Raw genomic sequence first — 19,358 nt, 5'->3', positions numbered from 1 at the left:
CGTGCTCATCCCGCGCAGGGTTAAGCACCGCAAGCAGCACCACCCCGGACGGTCCGGTGCTGCCAAGGGCGGCACGAGGGTCACCTTCGGCGAGTTCGGCATCCAGGCTCTGGAGCCCGCCTACGTGACCAACCGGCAGATCGAGTCGGCTCGTATCGCGATCACCCGGCACATCCGCCGTGGTGGCAAGGTCTGGATCAACATCTTCCCGGACCGCCCGCTGACCAAGAAGCCGGCCGAGACCCGCATGGGTTCCGGCAAGGGTTCGCCGGAGTGGTGGGTGGCCAACATCAAGCCGGGTCGGGTGCTCTTCGAGATGAGCTTCCCGAACGAGGCCGTGGCCCGCGAGGCGCTCCGCCGCGCGATCCACAAGCTCCCGATGAAGTGCCGCATCGTTACGCGTGAGGGTGGTGAGTTCTGATGGCAGCGGGTACCACCGCTTCCGAGCTGCGCGAGCTCACCGAGGAAGAGCTCGTGCTGCGCCTGAGGGAGGCGAAGGAGGAGCTGTTCAACCTCCGCTTCCAGATGGCCACCGGGCAGCTCGACAACAACCGCCGCCTGCGCACGGTCCGGCACGAGATCGCCCGGATCTACACCGTGATGCGGGAACGGGAGCTGGGCCTCTCGGCCTCTCCCGACGCGGTTTCCACTGGTGAGGGTGCGGCATGAGCGAGAACAACGAAGTGACCACCGAGGTTCGCAACGACCGCAAGGTCCGCGAAGGACTCGTCGTGTCCGACAAGATGGACAAGACGATCGTGGTGGCGGTCGAGGACCGCAAGAAGCACCGTCGGTACTCGAAGGTCATGCGCTCCACCACCAAGGTGAAGGCGCACGACGAGGAGAACACCGCCGGCGTCGGCGACCGCGTCCTGCTGATGGAGACGCGGCCGCTGTCGGCCACCAAGCGCTGGCGCCTCGTGCAGGTCCTCGAGAAGGCCAAGTAGCCAGTCGTACGACCGAGCCCGTCAGGTCGGAAATCTGGCGGGCCAGGAATGGTCAAGGAGCAGGTAAGTGATCCAACAGGAGTCGCGGCTGCGCGTCGCCGACAACACCGGTGCGAAGGAAATCCTCTGCATCCGTGTTCTCGGTGGCTCGGGCCGCCGCTACGCGGGCATCGGCGACATCATCGTCGCGACGGTGAAGCAGGCCATGCCCGGCGCCGGTGTCAAGAAGGGCGACGTCGTCAAGGCGGTCATCGTCCGGACCGTGAAGGAGAAGCGCCGTCCCGACGGCTCTTACATCCGGTTCGACGAGAACGCCGCGGTCCTCATCAAGAACGACAACGAGCCGCGGGGCACCCGCATCTTCGGCCCGGTCGGTCGAGAGCTGCGCGACAAGAAGTTCATGAAGATCATCTCGTTGGCGCCGGAGGTGCTCTGACCATGAAGGTGAAGAAGGGCGACACTGTCGTCGTAATCGCCGGCAAGGACAAGGGTGCTCGCGGCAAGGTCATCATGGCCTACCCCGCTGAGAACCGCGTCTTGGTCGAGGGCGTCAACCGCATCAAGAAGCACACCCGGATCTCGCAGACCGAGCGCGGCGCGCAGTCGGGCGGCATCGTCACGCAGGAAGCCTCCATCCACGTGTCCAACGTGATGGTGGTCGACGCGGACGGCAAGCCGACCCGTGTGGGCTACCGGACGAACGACGAGGGCAAGCGGGTCCGCATTTCCCGTCGTAACGGGAAGGACATCTGATGACCACCGTTGAGAAGACCCTGCCGCGGCTCAAGGCCCGCTACCGCGAGGAGATCGTCACCTCGCTGCGCGAGCAGTTCGAGTACGCGAACGTCATGCAGATCCCGGGCGTGGTGAAGGTCGTCGTCAACATGGGTGTCGGCGACGCCGCCCGTGACGGCAAGCTGATCGAGGGCGCCGTCAAGGACCTCTCGATCATCACCGGTCAGCGCCCCGAGGTCCGCCGGGCCCGCAAGTCCATCGCGCAGTTCAAGCTGCGCGAGGGCATGCCGATCGGCGCGCGCGTCACGCTGCGCGGCGACCGCATGTGGGAGTTCCTGGACCGCCTGCTGACGATCGCGCTGCCGCGCATCCGCGACTTCCGCGGTCTGTCGGGCAAGCAGTTCGACGGCAACGGGAACTACACGTTCGGCCTCAACGAGCAGTCGATGTTCCACGAGATCGACCCGGACGCCATCGACCGCCCCCGCGGTATGGACATCACCGTGGTGACGACCGCGACCAACGACGAAGAGGGCCGGGCGCTGCTGAAGCTCCTGGGCTTCCCGTTCAAGGAGAACTGATCATGGCCAAGAAGGCGCTGATCAACAAGGCCGCGGCCAAGCCGAAGTTCAAGGTGCGGGGTTACACCCGCTGCCAGCGTTGCGGTCGCCCGCACTCGGTGTTCCGCAAGTTCGGCCTGTGCCGGATCTGCCTCCGCGAGATGGCGCACCGGGGCGAGCTGCCCGGTGTGAGCAAGTCCAGCTGGTAAGTCCGGCTCGGCGGCAGGTTTTCTAGTCTCATCACTTCGCTGTAGGCCCGTCCACGACCAGCCGGCCGCAAGGCAGGCTCGGACCCTGGCTGGGGAACCGCAGCGAGAAAGGTTGACCAGGTCACCATGACGATGACCGACCCGATCGCAGACATGTTGACGCGTCTGCGGAACGCGAACTCGGCTTACCACGACAAGGTCGTGATGCCGCACTCGAAGTTGAAGGCCAACATCGCCGAGATCCTCAAGCGCGAGGGTTACATCGCGAGCTACCGCGATGAGCCGGGCGACGTGGCCAAGAACCTGGTGATCGAGCTGAAGTACGGCCCGAACCGGGAGCGCAGCATCGCCGGCCTCCGCCGCGTGTCGAAGCCGGGCCTGCGCGTGTACGCGAAGTCGACCAACCTGCCGAAGGTGCTGGGCGGTCTGGGCGTCGCGATCATTTCGACCTCTGGTGGTCTTCTGACCGACCGCCAGGCCAACAAGTCAGGCGTGGGCGGAGAAGTCCTCGCCTACGTCTGGTGAGGAAGGGGGACTAGGCAATGTCGCGCATCGGAAAACTGCCGATCACCGTCCCCTCCGGGGTCGACGTGAACATCGACGGCCAGGCTGTGAGCGTCAAGGGCCCCAAGGGCGCCCTGTCGCTGAACCTCGCCGAGCCGATCATCATCGAGAAGTCGGACGACGGCACCCTTGAGGTGAAGCGCCCGAACGACGAGCGTCGCAGCCGTTCGCTGCACGGCCTGTCGCGCACCTTGGTGCAGAACATGGTCGTCGGCGTCACGCAGGGCTACGAGAAGAAGATGGAAATCCACGGCGTCGGTTACCGCGTGGCGCTGAAGGGTTCCGACCTGGAGTTCGCGCTGGGCTACAGCCACCCGGTGAAGGTGGAGGCCCCCGAGGGCATCACCTTCGCGGTGGAGACCCCGACCCGCTTCTCCGTGGCCGGCATCGACAAGCAGCTCGTCGGCGAGGTCGCCGCGAACATCCGCAAGCTGCGCAAGCCCGACCCGTACAAGGGCAAGGGCGTGCGCTACTCGGGTGAGAAGATCCGCCGCAAGGTCGGAAAGACGGGTAAGTGACATGAGCGAGACTGCAACGAAGCGCAAGCCGGTGGGCAAGGACATCTCGACCACTCGCCGCATCGCCAAGACGCGCCGTCACTTCCGCCTCCGCAAGAAGGTCAGCGGCACGGCGGAGCGCCCGCGCCTGGTCGTGCACCGTTCGTCGAAGCACATCACCGTGCAGATCATCGACGACCTGGCCGGCCACACCATCGCGGCGGCGTCCTCCGTCGAGGCGGACGTCCGGTCGATCGACGGCGACAAGAAGGCCCGTGCGGCGAAGGTCGGCCAGCTGGCCGCCGCCCGTGCCAAGGACGCCGGGATCAGCAAGGTGGTCTTCGACCGGGGCGGCAACGCCTACCACGGTCGGATCGCCGCTCTGGCCGATGCCGCTCGCGAGGCGGGGCTGGAGTTCTGACAATGCACATGAACCGAATTGAGAGGGACGCCTGATGCCAGGACGCACGCGTCGCGAAGGCGGCGGGGGCGAGCGCGGAGAGCGCCGCGACCGCCGTGACGGTGGCCGCGGCGGAGCGGCCCAGGAGAAGACCCCGCACCTGGAGCGCGTGGTCGCGATCAACCGCGTCTCCAAGGTCGTCAAGGGTGGTCGTCGCTTCAGCTTCACCGCGCTGGTCGTGGTCGGCGACGGCGACGGCATGGTCGGTGTCGGCTACGGCAAGGCCAAGGAAGTCCCGGCGGCGATCGCCAAGGGTGTGGAGGAGGCGAAGAAGAACTTCTTCCGCGTCCCCCGCATCGGCGGCACGATCCCTCACCCGATCACGGGCAAGAAGGCCGCTGGTGAGGTGATGCTGCGTCCGGCTTCGGCCGGTACCGGTGTCATCGCCGGTGGCGCCGTCCGCGCGGTGCTGGAGTGCGCCGGCATCCACGACGTGCTGAGCAAGTCGCTGGGCAGCGACAACGCCATCAACATCGTGCACGCCACCGTGGCCGGGCTGAAGGGCCTCCAGCGTCCCGAGGAGGTGGCCGCCCGTCGCGGTCTGCCGCTCGAGGATGTGGCTCCCGCCGGCATGCTCCGTGCTCGTGCAGGGGCGGTGTGACCATGGCCGAGCTCAAGGTGACCCAGGTCAAGAGTGGTATCGGTACCAAGCGCAACCACCGTGAGTCCCTCCGGACCCTCGGTCTGCGCAAGATCCGCCAGTCGGTGGTCCGCGAGGACACGCCGCAGGTGCGCGGTTTGATCCACACCGTGCGCCACCTGGTGGTCGTCGAGGAGGTCCAGTCGTGACCATCAAGATCCATGACCTGCGTCCGGCCCCCGGCGCCAAGACCGCGAAGACCCGTGTCGGTCGCGGTGAGGGCTCCAAGGGCAAGACGGCGGGCCGCGGCACGAAGGGCACCGGAGCGCGGAAGAACGTTTCCCCGCGCTTCGAGGGTGGCCAGATGCCGCTGCACATGCGCCTGCCCAAGCTGAAGGGCTTCCGCAACCCGTTCCGCACGGAGTACCAGGTCGTGAACGTGGGCGACCTCGCCCGCCTGTTCCCGAAGGGTGGCCGGGTGGACGTGGACGCCCTCATCACCGCGGGCCTGGTGCGCAAGAACGAGCTCGTGAAGGTCCTCGGCAACGGTGACCTGGACGGCGTCAAGCTCGACGTCGTGGCGAACAAGTTCTCCGGCAGCGCGGTCGAGAAGATCGCCGCCGCCGGTGGCACCACCACCGTGCTCTGACGCACGACGCACTGCCGAACGGCCCCGGAGCCTCCCGCTCCGGGGCCGTTCGCGTGCCCGGGTTTTTGACGGTTGCCGGCTCTCGCGCGGGCCGTCCCGGCTCTCGGCGTGGGCCGTCCGCCGGGGGCCGTCCCGCCGGGGGGACAGGGGGCATCCCGCCGGGGGGATAGGAGGCAATCCCGCCGGGGGATACGCGTTCCCGGCGCTGATGAGACGGTGTTCGCGCAGGGCGTAAACCCGGTTGTCGGCCGGGTTGGCGTGCACCCATGTGGCTCGCGGTCTTCTTCGGCGCCTCGGTCCTGGTCGCACTGACCCCGGCGCCAACAACCTCCTGGGCATGCACCACGGGGTCCACCACGGCCCGTTGCGGGCCGTGGTGGCGCTCCTGGGCCGTCTTGCGGCCTTCTCCCTGACCAGCGAGGAGAGCGCCGAAACGCCGGTTGGGAAGGGCACTCCGCTGCGCAAGGAGTTCCTGGTGGCGATCGCCAACCCCAAGGCCGGGCTGACCCGGCGCGCCAAGGCCCGGCTGGACAAGGGCACGGCGGCCGTCCTGCTCGGCATGGCCGGTCTGCCGGCGACCAGTCGAACTTGATCCATTCGGGGGCTTGCCGGCAGCGGTAGTCGATCGGGTACGAAGTGTGAGGGAAGACTGACTACGGCGATCGGCCAAGCGACTGTTAAAGTCGCGGGCTGAACCCGGATGCCCTCCGGGTCGGTCGCGGCTACCCGTCGCTTCCGCCACCGTCGGCGATGGTCGACGGCATGTCCGCAAGACTGTGCCGGCAACACAGCCGGCACCGCAGGATGCCGACCCCAGTGGGGCGGCAACGCTGATGGAGGTTCGCGTGCTCGGCGCATTCCGCTCGGCTCTCGCGACGCCGGACCTACGCAAGAAGATCCTCTTCACACTCGGGATCGTCGTGGTGTACCGGTTGGGCGCCACCATGCCCGCGCCGGGCGTCTCCTTCAAGAACGTCAAACAGTGTGTCGAGTCGGTCGACCAGCAGGGGATCTACTCCCTGATCAACCTGTTCAGCGGTGGCGCGCTGCTGAACTTGTCGATCTTCGCACTCGGCATCATGCCGTACATCACGGCGAGCATCATCGTCCAGCTGCTCACCGTGGTGATTCCGCGGTTCGAGCAGCTGAAGAAGGAAGGGCAGGCGGGTCAGGGCAAGCTGACCCAGTACACCCGCTACCTGACCATCGCGCTGGCGGTGCTCCAGTCCACGGGCATCATCGCCCTGGCCGTGCGCGGGCAGCTGTTCCAGAACTGCGACGTGCCCGTCATCCCCGACGACAGCATCTTCAACCTGGCCGTCCTCGTGGTCGTGATGACCGCGGGCACCAGCGTGATCATGTGGCTCGGTGAGATCATCACCGAGAAGGGGATCGGCAACGGCATGTCGCTGCTGATCTTCACCGGCATCGCGGCGCGCATCCCGATCGAGGGCAAGATCATCCTCGACCGCGGCGGCCTGACGTTCTTCCTGGTCTGCGTCGCGGCACTGCTGATCATCGCGAGCGTCATCTACGTGGAGCAGGCGCAGCGCCGCATCCCGGTCCAGTACGCGAAGCGGATGATCGGCCGCCGGATGTACGGCGGCACGTCGACCTACCTGCCGCTGAAGGTGAACCAGGCCGGCGTCATCCCGGTCATCTTCGCCTCGTCGCTGCTGTACCTGCCCGACCTGATCTCGCGCCTGACCGCGTCCACCGACGGCGGGGCGCCGAACTGGTGGGAGAGCTTCGTCGCGACGCACCTGGTGAGCCAGTCCAGCCCGGTGCACATCGCGCTCTACTTCCTCCTGATCGTCTTCTTCACGTACTTCTACGTCGGCATCACGTTCAACCCGGACGAGCGTGCGGACGAGATGAAGAAGTTCGGTGGGTTCATCCCGGGCATCCGGCCGGGCCGTCCCACCGCCGAGTACCTCCGCTTCGTGTTGGGGCGGATCACGCTGCCGGGCTCGCTCTACCTGGGCATCGTCGCCATCCTGCCGAACCTGTTCCTCGACCTCACCGGTCAGGGCCAGAACCAGAACTTCCCGTTCGGCGGCACGGCGGTGCTGATCATGGTCGGTGTCGGCCTCGACACCGTGAAGCAGATCGAGAGCCAGCTCATGCAGCGCAACTACGAAGGGTTCCTCCGCTAGTGCGACTCGTTCTCGTCGGCCCGCCCGGTGCGGGCAAGGGCACCCAGGCCACAACGCTCAGCCGTGAACTCGGCGTGCCGCACATCTCCACCGGGGACCTGTTCCGCGCCCACATCAGCGAGCAGACCGATCTGGGCAAGGAAGTCCAGGAGTACCTGGACTCGGGCGAGTTGGTGCCGGACGAGGTGACCAACGAGATGGTGCGCGTCCGGCTCTCGCAGCCGGACGCCGCCAACGGGTTCCTGCTCGACGGCTTCCCGCGCAACACCGCCCAGGCGGGCGTGCTGGGCGAGATGCTGGCGACGGACGGCCACGCGCTCGACGCCGTGCTCGAGTTCCGGATCGACGAGGACGTCGTGGTCGAGCGCCTGCTCGCCCGCGGGCGCACGGACGACAAGGAAGACGTCATCCGGCACCGCCAGCAGGTGTACCGGACGGAGACCGCGCCGCTGCTCGACTACTACGCCGACATCGTCGTGAGCATCGACGCGGTCGGCGAGGTCGACGAGATCAGCGAGCGCGCCCTCCGCGCGTTGCGCGACCTGAAGTGAGCGGTGGACTTGTCGATGCGCTGCGTCGGATCGTCCCCGGTCGGGACCGCATGATCGAGATCAAGAGCCGCGACCAGCTCGAAGCCATGAGGGCTGCCGGGCTGGTCGTGGCTCGCACCTTGGCGCTGCTGGCCTCGCACACGAAGGCCGGCGTCAGCACGGCCGAGCTGGACGAGCTGGCCGAGCAGAGCATCCGCGACGCGGGCGCCATCCCGTCGTTCAAGGGCTACCACGGGTTCCCCGCGTCGATCTGCGCGTCGGTGAACGAGCAGGTGGTCCACGGCATCCCGAGCCGCACCCAGGTGCTCGCCGAGGGCGACCTGATCTCGATCGACTGCGGCGCCATCCTCGACGGGTGGCACGGCGACTCGGCGATCACCCTGCCGGTGGGCGTGGTGACCGACGCGGAGCTGAAGCTGTCCGAGGCCACCCGGGAGTCCATGCTGGCCGGCATCGAGGCGGCCGTGCCCGGCGCGCGGCTCAGCGACCTCTCGTTCGCGATCGAGTCGGCCACCATCCTGGCCGGTGAGCGGCACGGCATCGAGTACGGCATCGTGGAGGGCTACGGCGGCCACGGCATCGGCACGAAGATGCACATGGACCCGTTCCTGCCGAACCACGGCAAGCCCGGCAAGGGGCCGCGCCTCAAGCCCGGCATGGCGATCGCGATCGAGCCGATGCTCACCCTGGGGACCGAGCGGACCCTCGAACTGGAAGACGGCTGGACCGTCATCACCACCGACGGTTCGCGCGCGGCGCACTGGGAGCACTCGGTGGCCATCACCGATGACGGGCCTTGGGTGCTGACTGCCCTGGACGACTGACTGAAACTGGCTGGTTGATTCCTGCGCCGGTGGGCCCGTACTCGGGTCTGCCGGCGTTTTGGCGTTGGAGCGTGAAAGATAAAAGCATGTCCTCGCCGGACGGGCAGATCAGCAGGATGACCCCGACCAGGCGATCCTGCGCCGGGTCCGTTGTGGGTCCGGGGTGCGTGCCATCCCACCGACCTCCCTCCGGGCTACCACACGTATCAAGGGGGCGCCCCCAGTCGACGCCGCGGGCAAGCCTTCACCACGCCCCCTTGACACGCGCGGTAGGGCAAAGCCAGGTCGGCGGGATGACACGAACCCCTCTGGTGAGAAAGTCTTGCGGCAGTGGCAACGGGGGTTAGCCCCATGTTCCGGACGCCGTCTCTCCGCCACCATTGACCGGGTGACCCAGCCTGTGCGGCCCGAGGACATGCGGGCCTCCGACGCCGAACGCGAACTGGTCCAGCAGTGGCTGCACCGCGCGCACTCCGACGGCAGCCTCGACCTCGTCGAGTTCGACGCCCGGGTGGTGCGCACCTGGGAGGCCAAGACCAGGGGTGACCTGGCCGCCCTCACCGTCGACCTGCCGAACGTGTTCCACACGCCCGCCCAGATCACGTCGGTGGTGCTGCCGGCCCCCGAACCGGTGAGAACGAGCGGTGGGCGCAAGGCGTTGAAGGTGCTCGGCACGATCTGGTTGAGCGTCAGCGCGCTGAACTTCGCCCTCTGGTTGCTCGTCAGCCTGCTCGGTGGCGACGGCTTCGTGCACCCGTGGTTCCTCTGGGTGGCGGTGCCGCCGGGAGCCGTCCTCGGGGTCCTCTGGTGGAGTGCGGACCCTCAACGGTAACGCTGTTACGGGTGAGTAGCATGGCGGCGAGGGAGGTGGCTACTTGAACGAGCACCGCGAGTCGCGTGAGCCCCAGGAGCAGCCCGAGCGGTCCGAGTCGTTCGAGTCCTTCACCCGGGCGGTGGACAACGATCGTGCCGCGACGGTCGAGGTGCTGACCCGCGCCCACGCCGAGGGCAGGTTGACCTCGGCCGAGTTGGACGAGCGCACCCGTGCCGTCTACGAGGCGGGCACGTATGCCCAGCTCGGCGCGCTGACCGCCGACCTGCCCCGGGAATCCCGCGGACCCGATCGTTCCCGCTCGTCCTACCAGGCTCCGACGCGACAAGCGTCGTTCTACCGGACCTCGACGGGCCAAGTGCCCTCCTACGGGGCAGCGCCGGTGCGACGTCGTTGGAGCACGGCGGCTAAGGTGGTGGCAGGTGCCTGGCTCTTCGCCAGCTCCGTCAACTTCCTCATCTGGGGCATCATCAGCCTCTCCCTGGGAGAGGCCGTCTACCCGTGGTGGATCTGGGTCACGGGACCGTGGGGACTGGTCCTGCTGGCCGGCCACCAGGCCCGATTTGGGCGTTCGGGCTGACCCGCGTACTATGGACGGGTGGCGCACACGTCGCGCCGGTTCCGCCATGCCCGGGGATTCTTCCCCGGAGGTGGCCAGGGTTCGCAAGGGCCTGGAGGAGTCGGGGTGCCGCGTGCCCCCACTTCAGAAGTAACACCCACCGTCACGAAACGCGGAGGACATGGGCAAGAAGGACGGGGCCATTGAGGTCGAGGGCCGCGTAGTCGAACCGCTCCCCAACGCGATGTTCCGCGTCGAGCTGGAGAACGGTCACAAGGTCCTGGCACACATCAGCGGCAAGATGCGTCAGCACTACATCCGCATCCTCCCTGAGGACCGGGTTGTCGTGGAGCTCTCGCCCTACGACCTGTCCCGCGGGCGCATCGTCTACCGCTACAAGTGACCTCCGACGCGCCCCAGCACGGGCACGTCGGCTGACGCAGGAGAAGCTCAGGCGTGAAGGTCCAGCCGAGCGTCAAGAAGATCTGCGACAAGTGCAAGGTGATCCGCCGTCACGGCCGGGTCATGGTGATCTGCGAGAACCTGCGCCACAAGCAGCGCCAGGGCTGAGCGGAGCACTACCAGCACGAGTCGGGTCTTCACCGGACGCGACCACGAGTAAGCCTCCTCGCACCTGTCCCACCGGGATCTCCCGGTGGACACACCCCCGGACTCCAGGCCGGGGCCGGGACACCGGTCGCGAAAGCGATCGGTACTGACACAGCGAGTCAGTCCCGGAATCGGGCGAGGAGCAGACCTGGAGCGACACCACTGTTAGGAGCAAGCGCCGTATGGCACGACTCGCTGGCGTAGACCTCCCCCGCGAAAAGCGGTTGGAGATCGCGCTGACCTACATCTTCGGCATCGGTCGCACGCGGTCCAAGGAAGTGCTGACCGCCACCGAGCTGTCCCCCGACCTCCGGGTCAAGGACCTCGGCGACACCGACCTGGCGAAGCTGCGGGAATACATCGAGAACAACTTCAAGGTCGAGGGTGACCTCCGCCGCGAGGTTCAGGCCGACATCCGCCGCAAGATGGAAATCGGCACCTACCAGGGCCTGCGCCACCGTCGCAACCTGCCCGTCCGCGGGCAGCGCACCAAGACGAACGCGCGCACTCGTAAGGGTCCGAAGAAGACCGTGGCGGGCAAGAAGAAGGCCGGCAAGAAGTAACCTCGCGTCTCTAGCAAGTAGGAGTTCACCCAGACATGCCACCCAAGTCCCGCACGGGCGCCGGGGTCAAGAAAGTCCGGCGCAAGGAAAAGAAGAACGTCTCGCACGGCCAGGCGCACATCAAGAGCACGTTCAACAACACCATCGTGTCCATCACGGACCCGCTGGGCAACGTGATCAGCTGGGCGTCCGCCGGCCACGTGGGCTTCAAGGGCTCGCGGAAGTCGACGCCGTTCGCGGCGCAGATGGCCGCCGAGAACGCCGCCCGCAAGGCCGCCGAGCACGGCATGCGCAAGGTGGACGTGTTCGTGAAGGGTCCCGGCTCCGGCCGCGAGACCGCGATCCGTTCGCTGCAGGCAGCCGGCCTCGAGGTCGGCACCATCCAGGACGTGACCCCGCAGCCCCACAACGGCTGCCGCCCGCCCAAGCGGCGCCGGGTCTGAGGCACGGGGAGGAGTAAGACACTATGGCTCGCTATACCGGACCGGCCACTCGCATCTCGCGCCGTCTCAAGGTCGACCTCGTCGGCGGGGACCAGGCGTTCGAGCGTCGTCCTTACCCGCCCGGCCAGCACGGCCGCGGTCGGATCAAGGAGTCGGAGTACCTGCTCCAGCTCCAGGAGAAGCAGAAGGCCCGCTACACGTACGGCGTCCTGGAGAAGCAGTTCCGGCGCTACTACGAGGAAGCGGTTCGTCGTCCCGGCAAGACCGGTGAGAACCTGCTGCAGATCCTCGAGTCCCGGCTCGACAACGTGGTGTACCGCGCGGGTCTCGCGCGCACCCGTCGTCAGTCCCGCCAGCTGGTCAGCCACGGTCACTTCATCGTGAACGGCCAGAAGGTCAACATCCCGAGCTTCCGGGTGTCGAAGTTCGACATCATCGACGTGAAGCCGAAGTCGCTGCCCACGCTGCCCTTCGAGGCCGCGCGTGCTTCCTTCGGCGACCGGCCGATCCCGGCGTGGCTCCAGGTCGTGCAGAGCAACCTGCGCATCCTGGTCCACCAGCTGCCGGAGCGGGCGCAGATCGACACGCCCGTCACCGAGCAGCTCATCGTCGAGCTCTACTCGAAGTGATCCTCCTGGAGGGGCCGTCCGCGGCCCCTCCAGTCGGGTCCCGCGGCGGCGCGAAATGGTGTGCCGCATGCGTTTGCCGGTCTCCGCGACCGGCTTCCACGACGTCAAATAGCGGGCGTCGGGGTGAGAAGGGAAGAACCCAGTGCTGATTTCCCAGCGTCCCTCGCTCAGCGAGGAAGCGGTCAACGAGACCCGCTCCCGGTTCGTCATCGAGCCGCTGGAGCCGGGCTTCGGCTACACCCTCGGCAACTCGATTCGCCGCACCCTGCTGTCGTCCATCCCCGGCGCGGCCGTGACCAGCATCCGCATCGACGGTGTGCTGCACGAGTTCACGACCGTCCCCGGTGTGAAGGAAGACGTCACCGACATCATCCTCAACCTCAAGGAGCTGGTCGTCAGCTCCGAGGAGGACGAGCCGGTGACCATGTACCTGCGCAAGCAGGGGCCGGGCGCGGTGACCGCGGGCGACATCGTGCCTCCGGCCGGTGTCACCGTGCACAACCCCGACCTGCACATCGCCACCCTGAACGGCAAGGGCAAGCTGGAGATCGAGCTCGTGGTCGAGCGCGGTCGCGGTTACGTCCCCGCCGTGCAGAACAAGCAGGCCGGCGCCGAGATCGGCCGCATTCCGGTCGACTCGATCTACTCGCCCGTCATGAAGGTGACCTACAAGGTCGAGGCCACCCGTGTCGAGCAGCGGACCGACTTCGACAAGCTGATCCTCGACGTCGAGACCAAGCCGTCCATCACGCCGCGCGACGCCGTCGCGTCGGCCGGTAAGACGCTGGTCGAGCTGTTCGGTCTCGCTCGCGAGCTGAACGTCGACGCCGAGGGCATCGAGATCGGCCCCTCGCCCGCCGAGGCGGACACCATCGCGGCGTTCGCGATGCCGATCGAGGACCTGGACCTCACCGTCCGGTCCTACAACTGCCTCAAGCGCGAGGGCATCCACACCGTGGGCGAGCTCGTCTCGCGCAGCGAGGCGGACCTGCTGGACATCCGCAACTTCGGTGCGAAGTCGATCGACGAGGTCAAGATGAAGCTCGTCGGTCTCGGCCTCGCGCTGAAGGACAGCCCCCCCGGGTTCGACCCGTCGGCCGCCGCGTCCGACTACCCCGCCGAAGGCTGGGGCACGGACACCGCCGTGGACACCCACGACGACGGCCAGGACTACGCGGAGACCGAGCAGCTCTGAGGTCGCTTAGCGGCCGGGCCGGAGCAGAGGATCAGAAAGAAATCCGAGGAGCAATTCGATGCCCACCCCCACCAAGGGACCCCGTCTCGGGGGCTCGCCGGCCCACGAGCGGCTGATGCTGGCCAACCTGGCCACGTCCCTGTTCACCCACGGTCGGATCACGACCACCGAGGCCAAGGCGAAGCGGCTGCGCCCGTACGCCGAGAAGCTGATCAGCAAGGCGAAGGTCGGTGACCTGCACAACCGTCGCGAGATCCTCAAGGTGATCCGCGACAAGGACATCGTGCACAAGCTGTTCGCCGAGATCGGCCCGCAGTTCGCCGACCGCCCCGGTGGCTACACCCGCATCACCAAGACGATGCCGCGCAAGGGCGACAACGCCCCCATGGCCGTGATCGAGCTGATCGCGGAGTCCACCGTCACCTCCGAGGCGGAGCGCGCCCGCAAGACCAAGTTCGCCAAGGACGAGGCGCCGAAGGCCGCCACGACCGAGGAGACCGAGGTCGACGCGGAAGCGCAGGACCAGGACGCCGACGCGCCCGAGTCCGCCACGAAGGACGCCGCCGAGGAGCCCGCCGAGGGCGCTTCGGACGAGGCCGCGGAGGCCCCGAAGGCCGAGGACAAGAAGGACGGGTCCTGACGGACGCGCACTTCACCGACGAGCCCGTCGTCCCCGCTGGGGACGACGGGCTCGTTCGTGTGCGACTCGACCTGGCCTACGACGGCACGGAGTTCTCCGGGTGGGCGCGGCAGCCCGACCGCCGCACGGTGTGCGGTGTCCTGGAGGACACCCTGTCGAAGGTGCTGCGCGAGGACGTGCAGCTGACCGTGGCCGGTCGCACGGACGCGGGCGTGCACGCGTCGGGGCAGGTGGCGCACGTCGACCTGCCGGCGGCGGTGGACGTCGCGGGCCTGCCGAAGCGCCTGGCCCGCGCGCTGCCGGCTGACGTCCGGGTGTTCTCGGCGCGGGTGGCGCCCGCCGAGTTCGACGCCCGGTTCGCCGCGCTGCGCCGGCACTACGAGTACCGGGTCACCGACGCCGCGTTCGGGGCGCACCCGTTGCGCCGGCTGGACACGTTGGCCTGGCCGCGCCCGCTGGACCTGGACGCGTTGAACACCGCGTCGCGGTTGTTGTTGGGCGAGCGGGACTTCTGCGCGTTCTGCAAGCGGCGCGAGGGCGCGACGACGATCCGCGAGCTGCAACGCCTGGAGTGGGTGCGGGACGGCACTGTGCTGACCGCGCACGTGTCCGCGGACGCGTTCTGCCACTCGATGGTCCGCAGCCTGGTCGGCGCGCTGCTGGCCGTGGGCGAGGGGCGCAAGCCGGTGGGCTGGCCCGCGTCGCTGCTGTCGCTGACCGCGCGGTCGAGCGAGGTCACGGTCGCGCCGCCGCACGGGCTGTCGCTGGTCCGGGTCGACTACCCGGCCGACGACGAGCTCGCCGCGCGGGCCGCCGTCACGCGGAACGTGCGCGGTTCGGTGAGTTCGGCGAGTTCACCCGGCGTGCCGACCAGTTGAGCCAGGCCACGACGCCCAGCGGTATCTCCGCCAGGTACGTGAAGAACGCGAACAGCAGCACGCCCGCGACGGCCGGCGCGGCGGGCGTGCCCAGGCCGATCAGCAGCGCGATGGTGCCGTTCTCGGTGACACCGACGCCGCCGGACGTGACCACAGCCAGCGTGAGCAGCCTGCTCACCGCGCGACCACCAGCCACGCCGCCAGGCCGAGTGACGCCAGCGACGCGGTGACGCGGTGACGCGGTGACGCGCAGGGACCTCTTCACGGCTTCACCGGCCCCGCAATCGTTTGCGCTCGACGTACCACTCGGTGCCCAGGACCACGTTGAACAGCGGTGGCGGCGCGGAGCGGCCCCTCACCGGGGGGAGTGGTGAGGGGCCGCTGTGGTGCGGGTGGTGCGGGTGGACCGGTTACAGGTCGAGGGTCCAGCTGTCGATGTAGCCGGTGTCCTGGCTGTACGCGTCACGCACGCGCAGCTGCCAGGTGCCGTTGGCGTTCTCCGCCGACAGGTTCACCGTGTACGTGGCGTCGACGTTGTCCGCGCTGTCCGAACCGGACTGCACCTTCAGCTGCTTGACCGCGCCGCTCGGCGTGATCAGGTCGACCACCACGTCGCCCCGGTACGTGTGCTTGACGTGCACCTCGACGGTGGCCGACGCGCCGGCCTTGCCGCCGCAGTCCGTCACCGCGATCGGGCTGGACGCGGTGCCCAGGTCCGGCACGGCCACGTCGGTCGCGTTGGTCTTGGCCGGGCAGCCGCCGGGCGGCGGGGTGGACGTGCCGACCAGGCGCAGCAGCTTGTTCGGCGAACCGGTGCCCGGGTTGCCGACCACGCCGTTCGTCGCGCCGTTGACCAGGGCGTCACGCACCTGCGCCGGCGTCGCGGTCGGGTTCGCGGCCAGGTAGACGGCCGCCGCGCCGACGACGTGCGGCGTCGCCATGGACGTGCCGCTGATCGTGTTGGTGGCCGTGTCGTTGCTGTACCAGGCCGAGGTGATGTTCGAGCCCGGCGCGAAGATGTCCAGGCAGGTGCCGATGTTCGAGAACGACGACCGGGCGTCGGTGTTGGTCGTGGAGCCGACCGTGATCGCCTCCAGCGTGCGCGCCGGCGTCACGTTGCACGCGTTCGCGCCGTTCTCGTTGCCCGCCGCGAGGCCGTAGGTCACGCCCGACGCGATGGAGTTGCGCACGGCCTGGTCGACCGTGGCGTCCGCGCCGCCGCCGAGCGACATGTTCGCGACCGCCGGCTTGACCGCGTTCGCCGTCACCCAGTCGATGCCCGCGATGACGCCCGCGTACGTGCCGGAGCCCGCGCAGTTCAGCACCCGCACGCCGACCAGCTTGGCCTTCTTCGCCATGCCGTGCTTCGTGCCGCCGACCGTGCCCGCGACGTGCGTGCCGTGGCCGTTGCAGTCGGTGGCGTCGGCGTCGTTGTCGACGGTGTCGCGACCGGTCACGGCGCGCCCGCCGAAGTCGCTGTGCGAGAACCGGATGCCCGTGTCGATGATGTAGGCGGTGACGCCCTCACCCTCGTTCGGGTAGGTGTAGGAGTTGTCCAGCGGCAGCGCGGCCTGGTCGATCCGGTCCAGGCCCCACGACGGGGTCGGTGCCTGCGTGGCGGAGATCGACACCTCGCCGTCCTGCTGCACGTAGGCCACCGACGGGTCGGCGGCCAGCTTGCGGGCCTGCAACTCGGTCATCGTCGCCGAGAAGCCGCGCAGCGCGCTCGTGTACGTGTGCTTGACGTTCGCCCGGTACTTGTCGCTCAACGCGGCGACGCTGCTCGTGCTCACGTCCTTGAGCACGACGATGTAGCTGTCCTTGACCGCGTTGGGCGCGGCGACCCCGATGATCTGGCCCTCGGCGGCGGCGGAGGTGAAGGTGGTCAGCGCGGCCGTGACCGCGAACGCCGTGCCCGTGGCCAGCCCGACACCGGCCAACCGTCTCGTCCAGGACGAGCGAACGTCTCCCATGGCAGGGGGTCTCCTCTTCGCAGGGTGGGTGTCCGGCCGGTGTCGCCCCCGAGACCGACCGGACACGGTGGGTTGTTCCTAGTTCGCCTCGCGGGTGGGGCGCAAGAATTTGCCCGCAATAACCGACGAACGGCTCGTACACAGTTTTATTCGTGCTGTGAACGAATCGATGCGGAGAGTCACTGGACCCCGCTCAAGAAATATGCCCCCGGACAATCGTCCGGGGGCACGGGGGTGTTGCGCGCGGGTCAGTCGCCGCGGCGGACCGCACCGAGGATCTGCTGCTCACCGGGGGTGGTGACCAGTCGCAACGGCCGCCACAGGTTCGTGCCGAGCGCGATCACCTGGTCGTCCTTGAGCGTGGTGAGCTGGTGCGCCATCTGCGGCGGCAGCCGCCAGATCTGCGACGCCAGCTGGGCCTGCCCGACCGGCAGCCGTTGCAGCAGCACGAGGTCCGCGGAATTCGCGGTGGTCGCCGCCTGGGGGTGCAAATAGGGCAGCACGTACATCGTGGTCTGCCACGGCGACCGCGGCGGGAACAGCTCCTGCGGCACGTGGCCGCCGTCGTGCACGACCAGCAGCGGGCTGTCCTCCGACGGGCGCGGCAGCTCGACCGGGCTCAGCCGGCGCAGCTGCACCAGCGGCGAGGGGCGGCCGTCCGCGCCCGCGCCCGCCGCGCGCACCACCGGCTGCCAGGCCGCCGGGCGACCCGTCGCGATGGTGATCCACGCGCCCGTCGCCATCGCCCGCAACGCGATCTGCCGGGCCAGGTACAGCCCGCCGACCACGACCATGCGGGTGGGCGCGGACCGCAGCACCGAGATCGTCAACGGCTCGCCCTGGAGGCCCGAGCCGAGCACCATGCCGCCGCGGTCGCCGGACGGGCTCACCACGTCCAGCATCTGCGGCGACACCAGGAACTCCGGCGCCACGCCCTTGCTCTGCGAGTCCAGCAAGCGGGAGTTGCTCACGCCACACCTCCGAGCGGCAGCGTCGCGGCCAGCCCGGCGACCTGCAGGCCGTTCAACGGGGTCAGCGTGATGTCGAGCTTGTCGGCCAGCGCCTTGAGCCGGTCGTCGGCGCGGTTCAGCTCGGTGGGCGTGCGCGCGCTGACCCGCACCATGCCGCGCAGCCCGACCTGACCCTGCTCGCTGCTGGGCGAGATCGTCATGGACAGCGTGGAGGACAGGGCGCGGACACCGGTCAGCGCGTTCAGGTTGTTGCGCATGCCCTTGGAGGGCCAGCCGGTGATCGCGTAGCTGGCGTGGCCGACGCCGCCCGCCGTCACACCGGACCACTTCTCCCGCAACGACACCGAGTTGTTCGACCCGGCCACCGAGGTCAGCTCGGCCGCCGAGATGCCCGCGCGGATCAGCTCGTCGGGGTCGAGCGGCCGGATCGACACACCCGTCGACTCCAACGCGTTGCGCACGCGGGACAGCGCGCCGATCAGCGCCCGGTGCGCGCCGACGACGCCGCCGCCGCGTTCCCGGATCGCCGCCGCGCACCGGCGCGGGTCCAGCCGCACCGCGATCCACGTGGTCCGGCGGGCCGCCGCGGGCAGCGGGCCGAGCACCTCCATGTACGAGCTGAGGGCGGGCGAGTTCGACGGCAGCGCCGCGCTGCCCGGGTAGCAGTGCCAGATCACCGAGATCGCGTCGAGCACCACACCGCGGTCCTCCAACGTCGGCGCGAGCGCGCCCAGCGGCAACGACGGCGCGCTGCCCACGGCGGTGATCAGACCCGGCGCCGGGTCGACCAGCAGCACCGCGGTCCACGCGCCCTGGTGCCAGGCCATGCCCAGCGGGCGGCGCTCGTGGTCGACCCCCCGGGCCACCACCAGGTCTGGCACCGCGAGGCGCAGCAACGCCACGCGCGGGTCGTCCGGGCCGATGACCGAGGACTCCTCCTCCGACGGCGGCTTCATCTCCGCCGGGCCGGTGCGCTTGGCCGTGCGGCCGTGCGAGCGGAAGCTGTAGCGCACCACCAGGCCGATCCACTGGGTCAGCCAGCGACCCCGCGACCTGGTGAACGCGATGATCAACGCGATCAGCACGATGCCGCCCGCGACGTACATGGGCGCGGGGGCGACGGTGTCACCGGTGGCGCCGACGGCCAGCAGGACCAGGCCGATGGCGACGCCGACCTCGAGCACGACCAGGTTGGCGACCGGCAGGGAGCCCAGGCTCGCGCCCGCGGTGCGGCGACGCGCCCGGAGCAGCGCGGCGCGCACGGCGCCGCCCGCTGCCTGCGCGCGTGCCACGGCGGGGTTGGGCTGGCCCGGATGTGGGGTGGTCACGGACAT

Annotated in this window: 31 protein-coding genes; 27 read left to right on the top strand and 4 right to left on the bottom strand. The window is 68.8% G+C overall.

The features are described from left to right. Nucleotide 1 precedes the first annotated feature (1 nt). The 27 genes from rplP (at nucleotide 2) to truA (ending at nucleotide 15,080) form a co-directional block, all read left to right on the top strand. Nucleotides 2–421 carry a 50S ribosomal protein L16 gene (gene rplP, locus ACQPYE_RS37825; protein WP_123745275.1) on the top strand — a complete coding sequence of 140 codons (420 nt, stop codon included), beginning with the start codon at nucleotides 2–4 and terminating at the stop codon, nucleotides 419–421. Beyond that, entirely contained in the window at nucleotides 421–669 is a 249-nt protein-coding gene (gene rpmC, locus ACQPYE_RS37820) for a 50S ribosomal protein L29 (protein WP_033428581.1), read from the top strand. Before rplP ends, rpmC begins: the two co-directional genes overlap by 1 nt. Beyond that, the gene (gene rpsQ / locus ACQPYE_RS37815) at nucleotides 666–947 is read left to right on the top strand and encodes a 30S ribosomal protein S17 (protein ID WP_498717901.1); all 282 of its coding nucleotides are present in this window, start codon (nucleotides 666–668) and stop codon (nucleotides 945–947) included. The genes rpmC and rpsQ overlap by 4 nt, the downstream gene beginning before the upstream one ends. Nucleotides 948–1,014: 67 nt before the next feature. Continuing rightward, nucleotides 1,015–1,383, top strand: coding sequence for a 50S ribosomal protein L14 (gene rplN / locus ACQPYE_RS37810; protein ID WP_498717900.1), 369 nt, complete (start codon nucleotides 1,015–1,017; stop codon nucleotides 1,381–1,383). Between the two features lie 2 nt (nucleotides 1,384–1,385). Next, nucleotides 1,386–1,700, top strand: coding sequence for a 50S ribosomal protein L24 (gene rplX, locus ACQPYE_RS37805; RefSeq protein ID WP_123745277.1), 315 nt, complete (start codon nucleotides 1,386–1,388; stop codon nucleotides 1,698–1,700). After that, a complete protein-coding gene (gene rplE / locus ACQPYE_RS37800; protein ID WP_498717899.1) occupies nucleotides 1,700–2,263 on the top strand; it encodes a 50S ribosomal protein L5 in 564 nt (187 codons plus the stop codon). Before rplX ends, rplE begins: the two co-directional genes overlap by 1 nt. Before the next feature lie 2 nt (nucleotides 2,264–2,265). Next, the gene (locus ACQPYE_RS37795; RefSeq protein ID WP_053715226.1) at nucleotides 2,266–2,451 is read left to right on the top strand and encodes a type Z 30S ribosomal protein S14; all 186 of its coding nucleotides are present in this window, start codon (nucleotides 2,266–2,268) and stop codon (nucleotides 2,449–2,451) included. 126 nt (nucleotides 2,452–2,577) lie between these two features. Then, nucleotides 2,578–2,976: a 30S ribosomal protein S8 gene (gene rpsH, locus ACQPYE_RS37790; protein ID WP_498717898.1), complete on the top strand. Its 399-nt coding sequence runs from the start codon at nucleotides 2,578–2,580 to the stop codon at nucleotides 2,974–2,976. A gap of 17 nt (nucleotides 2,977–2,993) precedes the next feature. Further along, the gene (rplF, locus tag ACQPYE_RS37785; protein WP_498717897.1) at nucleotides 2,994–3,533 is read left to right on the top strand and encodes a 50S ribosomal protein L6; all 540 of its coding nucleotides are present in this window, start codon (nucleotides 2,994–2,996) and stop codon (nucleotides 3,531–3,533) included. Nucleotide 3,534: 1 nt separating this feature from the next. Further along, complete coding sequence (gene rplR, locus ACQPYE_RS37780) at nucleotides 3,535–3,933, top strand: 50S ribosomal protein L18 (protein ID WP_498717896.1); 399 nt, start codon at nucleotides 3,535–3,537, stop codon at nucleotides 3,931–3,933. A gap of 34 nt (nucleotides 3,934–3,967) precedes the next feature. After that, entirely contained in the window at nucleotides 3,968–4,573 is a 606-nt protein-coding gene (gene rpsE, locus ACQPYE_RS37775) for a 30S ribosomal protein S5 (protein WP_184925483.1), read from the top strand. Between the two features lie 2 nt (nucleotides 4,574–4,575). Then, nucleotides 4,576–4,761: a 50S ribosomal protein L30 gene (gene rpmD, locus ACQPYE_RS37770; protein WP_498717895.1), complete on the top strand. Its 186-nt coding sequence runs from the start codon at nucleotides 4,576–4,578 to the stop codon at nucleotides 4,759–4,761. Continuing rightward, entirely contained in the window at nucleotides 4,758–5,201 is a 444-nt protein-coding gene (gene rplO / locus ACQPYE_RS37765; protein ID WP_498717894.1) for a 50S ribosomal protein L15, read from the top strand. The genes rpmD and rplO overlap by 4 nt, the downstream gene beginning before the upstream one ends. 337 nt (nucleotides 5,202–5,538) lie before the next feature. Next, complete coding sequence (locus ACQPYE_RS37760; protein ID WP_498717893.1) at nucleotides 5,539–5,793, top strand: hypothetical protein; 255 nt, start codon at nucleotides 5,539–5,541, stop codon at nucleotides 5,791–5,793. Between the two features lie 253 nt (nucleotides 5,794–6,046). Next, nucleotides 6,047–7,357, top strand: a complete 1,311-nt coding sequence (secY, locus tag ACQPYE_RS37755) for a preprotein translocase subunit SecY (protein WP_123748288.1) — start codon at nucleotides 6,047–6,049, stop codon at nucleotides 7,355–7,357. Next, nucleotides 7,357–7,908 carry an adenylate kinase gene (locus ACQPYE_RS37750; protein ID WP_498717892.1) on the top strand — a complete coding sequence of 184 codons (552 nt, stop codon included), beginning with the start codon at nucleotides 7,357–7,359 and terminating at the stop codon, nucleotides 7,906–7,908. The genes secY and ACQPYE_RS37750 overlap by 1 nt, the downstream gene beginning before the upstream one ends. A 50-nt stretch (nucleotides 7,909–7,958) precedes the next feature. Further along, nucleotides 7,959–8,732 (top strand): type I methionyl aminopeptidase, encoded by a 774-nt coding sequence (map, locus tag ACQPYE_RS37745; RefSeq protein WP_498717891.1) that lies wholly within the window; start codon nucleotides 7,959–7,961, stop codon nucleotides 8,730–8,732. A 388-nt stretch (nucleotides 8,733–9,120) separates the two neighbouring features. Next, nucleotides 9,121–9,564: a DUF1707 SHOCT-like domain-containing protein gene (locus ACQPYE_RS37740; protein WP_498717890.1), complete on the top strand. Its 444-nt coding sequence runs from the start codon at nucleotides 9,121–9,123 to the stop codon at nucleotides 9,562–9,564. 43 nt (nucleotides 9,565–9,607) lie between these two features. Continuing rightward, nucleotides 9,608–10,144 (top strand): DUF1707 SHOCT-like domain-containing protein, encoded by a 537-nt coding sequence (locus tag ACQPYE_RS37735; protein WP_498717889.1) that lies wholly within the window; start codon nucleotides 9,608–9,610, stop codon nucleotides 10,142–10,144. Nucleotides 10,145–10,304: 160 nt separating this feature from the next. After that, nucleotides 10,305–10,526 (top strand): translation initiation factor IF-1, encoded by a 222-nt coding sequence (gene infA, locus ACQPYE_RS37730; protein WP_005166804.1) that lies wholly within the window; start codon nucleotides 10,305–10,307, stop codon nucleotides 10,524–10,526. 53 nt (nucleotides 10,527–10,579) lie between these two features. Then, nucleotides 10,580–10,693, top strand: a complete 114-nt coding sequence (gene rpmJ, locus ACQPYE_RS37725; protein WP_010148647.1) for a 50S ribosomal protein L36 — start codon at nucleotides 10,580–10,582, stop codon at nucleotides 10,691–10,693. 221 nt (nucleotides 10,694–10,914) lie between these two features. After that, nucleotides 10,915–11,295 carry a 30S ribosomal protein S13 gene (gene rpsM / locus ACQPYE_RS37720; protein WP_498717888.1) on the top strand — a complete coding sequence of 127 codons (381 nt, stop codon included), beginning with the start codon at nucleotides 10,915–10,917 and terminating at the stop codon, nucleotides 11,293–11,295. A gap of 35 nt (nucleotides 11,296–11,330) precedes the next feature. Then, nucleotides 11,331–11,738: a 30S ribosomal protein S11 gene (rpsK, locus tag ACQPYE_RS37715; RefSeq protein WP_015105236.1), complete on the top strand. Its 408-nt coding sequence runs from the start codon at nucleotides 11,331–11,333 to the stop codon at nucleotides 11,736–11,738. 23 nt (nucleotides 11,739–11,761) lie between these two features. Continuing rightward, complete coding sequence (gene rpsD / locus ACQPYE_RS37710; protein ID WP_498717887.1) at nucleotides 11,762–12,367, top strand: 30S ribosomal protein S4; 606 nt, start codon at nucleotides 11,762–11,764, stop codon at nucleotides 12,365–12,367. A gap of 142 nt (nucleotides 12,368–12,509) precedes the next feature. After that, a complete protein-coding gene (locus tag ACQPYE_RS37705) occupies nucleotides 12,510–13,562 on the top strand; it encodes a DNA-directed RNA polymerase subunit alpha (protein ID WP_123745287.1) in 1,053 nt (350 codons plus the stop codon). A gap of 58 nt (nucleotides 13,563–13,620) precedes the next feature. After that, nucleotides 13,621–14,202, top strand: a complete 582-nt coding sequence (gene rplQ, locus ACQPYE_RS37700) for a 50S ribosomal protein L17 (RefSeq protein WP_498717886.1) — start codon at nucleotides 13,621–13,623, stop codon at nucleotides 14,200–14,202. A 59-nt stretch (nucleotides 14,203–14,261) separates the two neighbouring features. Continuing rightward, a complete protein-coding gene (gene truA / locus ACQPYE_RS37695) occupies nucleotides 14,262–15,080 on the top strand; it encodes a tRNA pseudouridine(38-40) synthase TruA (RefSeq protein ID WP_498717885.1) in 819 nt (272 codons plus the stop codon). On the opposite strand, the gene ACQPYE_RS37690 is transcribed toward truA, so the two are convergent. From ACQPYE_RS37690 to eccE, 4 genes are all read right to left on the bottom strand, one after another. Further along, nucleotides 15,019–15,258 (bottom strand): hypothetical protein, encoded by a 240-nt coding sequence (locus ACQPYE_RS37690; protein ID WP_498717884.1) that lies wholly within the window; start codon nucleotides 15,256–15,258, stop codon nucleotides 15,019–15,021. The genes truA and ACQPYE_RS37690 overlap by 62 nt on opposite strands. Nucleotides 15,259–15,490: 232 nt before the next feature. Then, on the bottom strand, nucleotides 15,491–17,053 hold the full coding sequence (locus tag ACQPYE_RS37685) for a S8 family peptidase (RefSeq protein WP_498717883.1): 1,563 nt from the start codon (nucleotides 17,051–17,053) through the stop codon (nucleotides 15,491–15,493). Nucleotides 17,054–17,301: 248 nt separating this feature from the next. Beyond that, nucleotides 17,302–17,955: a hypothetical protein gene (locus ACQPYE_RS37680; RefSeq protein ID WP_238598838.1), complete on the bottom strand. Its 654-nt coding sequence runs from the start codon at nucleotides 17,953–17,955 to the stop codon at nucleotides 17,302–17,304. A gap of 65 nt (nucleotides 17,956–18,020) precedes the next feature. Continuing rightward, on the bottom strand, nucleotides 18,021–19,358 hold the full coding sequence (gene eccE / locus ACQPYE_RS37675; protein ID WP_498717882.1) for a type VII secretion protein EccE: 1,338 nt from the start codon (nucleotides 19,356–19,358) through the stop codon (nucleotides 18,021–18,023).

The sequence above is a fragment of the Actinosynnema sp. CA-299493 genome, from assembly GCF_050946825.1.
In the GTDB taxonomy this organism is placed as follows: Bacteria; Actinomycetota; Actinomycetes; order Mycobacteriales; family Pseudonocardiaceae; genus Actinosynnema.
Note: the sequence above shows the minus strand (reverse complement) of the source record. Positions and strands in the feature narration are given on the sequence as shown.

Coding starts and splice junctions, on each gene's coding strand:
- rpmC (WP_033428581.1), top strand. CDS start 421: ATGGCAGCGGGTACCACCGCTTCCGAGCTGCGCGAGCTCACCGAGGAA.
- rpsQ (WP_498717901.1), top strand. CDS start 666: ATGAGCGAGAACAACGAAGTGACCACCGAGGTTCGCAACGACCGCAAG.
- rplX (WP_123745277.1), top strand. CDS start 1,386: ATGAAGGTGAAGAAGGGCGACACTGTCGTCGTAATCGCCGGCAAGGAC.
- rplE (WP_498717899.1), top strand. CDS start 1,700: ATGACCACCGTTGAGAAGACCCTGCCGCGGCTCAAGGCCCGCTACCGC.
- ACQPYE_RS37795 (WP_053715226.1), top strand. CDS start 2,266: ATGGCCAAGAAGGCGCTGATCAACAAGGCCGCGGCCAAGCCGAAGTTC.
- rpsH (WP_498717898.1), top strand. CDS start 2,578: ATGACGATGACCGACCCGATCGCAGACATGTTGACGCGTCTGCGGAAC.
- rplF (WP_498717897.1), top strand. CDS start 2,994: ATGTCGCGCATCGGAAAACTGCCGATCACCGTCCCCTCCGGGGTCGAC.
- rplR (WP_498717896.1), top strand. CDS start 3,535: ATGAGCGAGACTGCAACGAAGCGCAAGCCGGTGGGCAAGGACATCTCG.
- rpsE (WP_184925483.1), top strand. CDS start 3,968: ATGCCAGGACGCACGCGTCGCGAAGGCGGCGGGGGCGAGCGCGGAGAG.
- rpmD (WP_498717895.1), top strand. CDS start 4,576: ATGGCCGAGCTCAAGGTGACCCAGGTCAAGAGTGGTATCGGTACCAAG.
- ACQPYE_RS37760 (WP_498717893.1), top strand. CDS start 5,539: ATGCACCACGGGGTCCACCACGGCCCGTTGCGGGCCGTGGTGGCGCTC.
- map (WP_498717891.1), top strand. CDS start 7,959: ATGATCGAGATCAAGAGCCGCGACCAGCTCGAAGCCATGAGGGCTGCC.
- infA (WP_005166804.1), top strand. CDS start 10,305: ATGGGCAAGAAGGACGGGGCCATTGAGGTCGAGGGCCGCGTAGTCGAA.
- rpsM (WP_498717888.1), top strand. CDS start 10,915: ATGGCACGACTCGCTGGCGTAGACCTCCCCCGCGAAAAGCGGTTGGAG.
- rpsK (WP_015105236.1), top strand. CDS start 11,331: ATGCCACCCAAGTCCCGCACGGGCGCCGGGGTCAAGAAAGTCCGGCGC.
- rpsD (WP_498717887.1), top strand. CDS start 11,762: ATGGCTCGCTATACCGGACCGGCCACTCGCATCTCGCGCCGTCTCAAG.
- rplQ (WP_498717886.1), top strand. CDS start 13,621: ATGCCCACCCCCACCAAGGGACCCCGTCTCGGGGGCTCGCCGGCCCAC.
- ACQPYE_RS37685 (WP_498717883.1), bottom strand. CDS start 17,053: ATGGGAGACGTTCGCTCGTCCTGGACGAGACGGTTGGCCGGTGTCGGG.
- ACQPYE_RS37680 (WP_238598838.1), bottom strand. CDS start 17,955: ATGCTGGACGTGGTGAGCCCGTCCGGCGACCGCGGCGGCATGGTGCTC.
- eccE (WP_498717882.1), bottom strand. CDS start 19,358: ATGTCCGTGACCACCCCACATCCGGGCCAGCCCAACCCCGCCGTGGCA.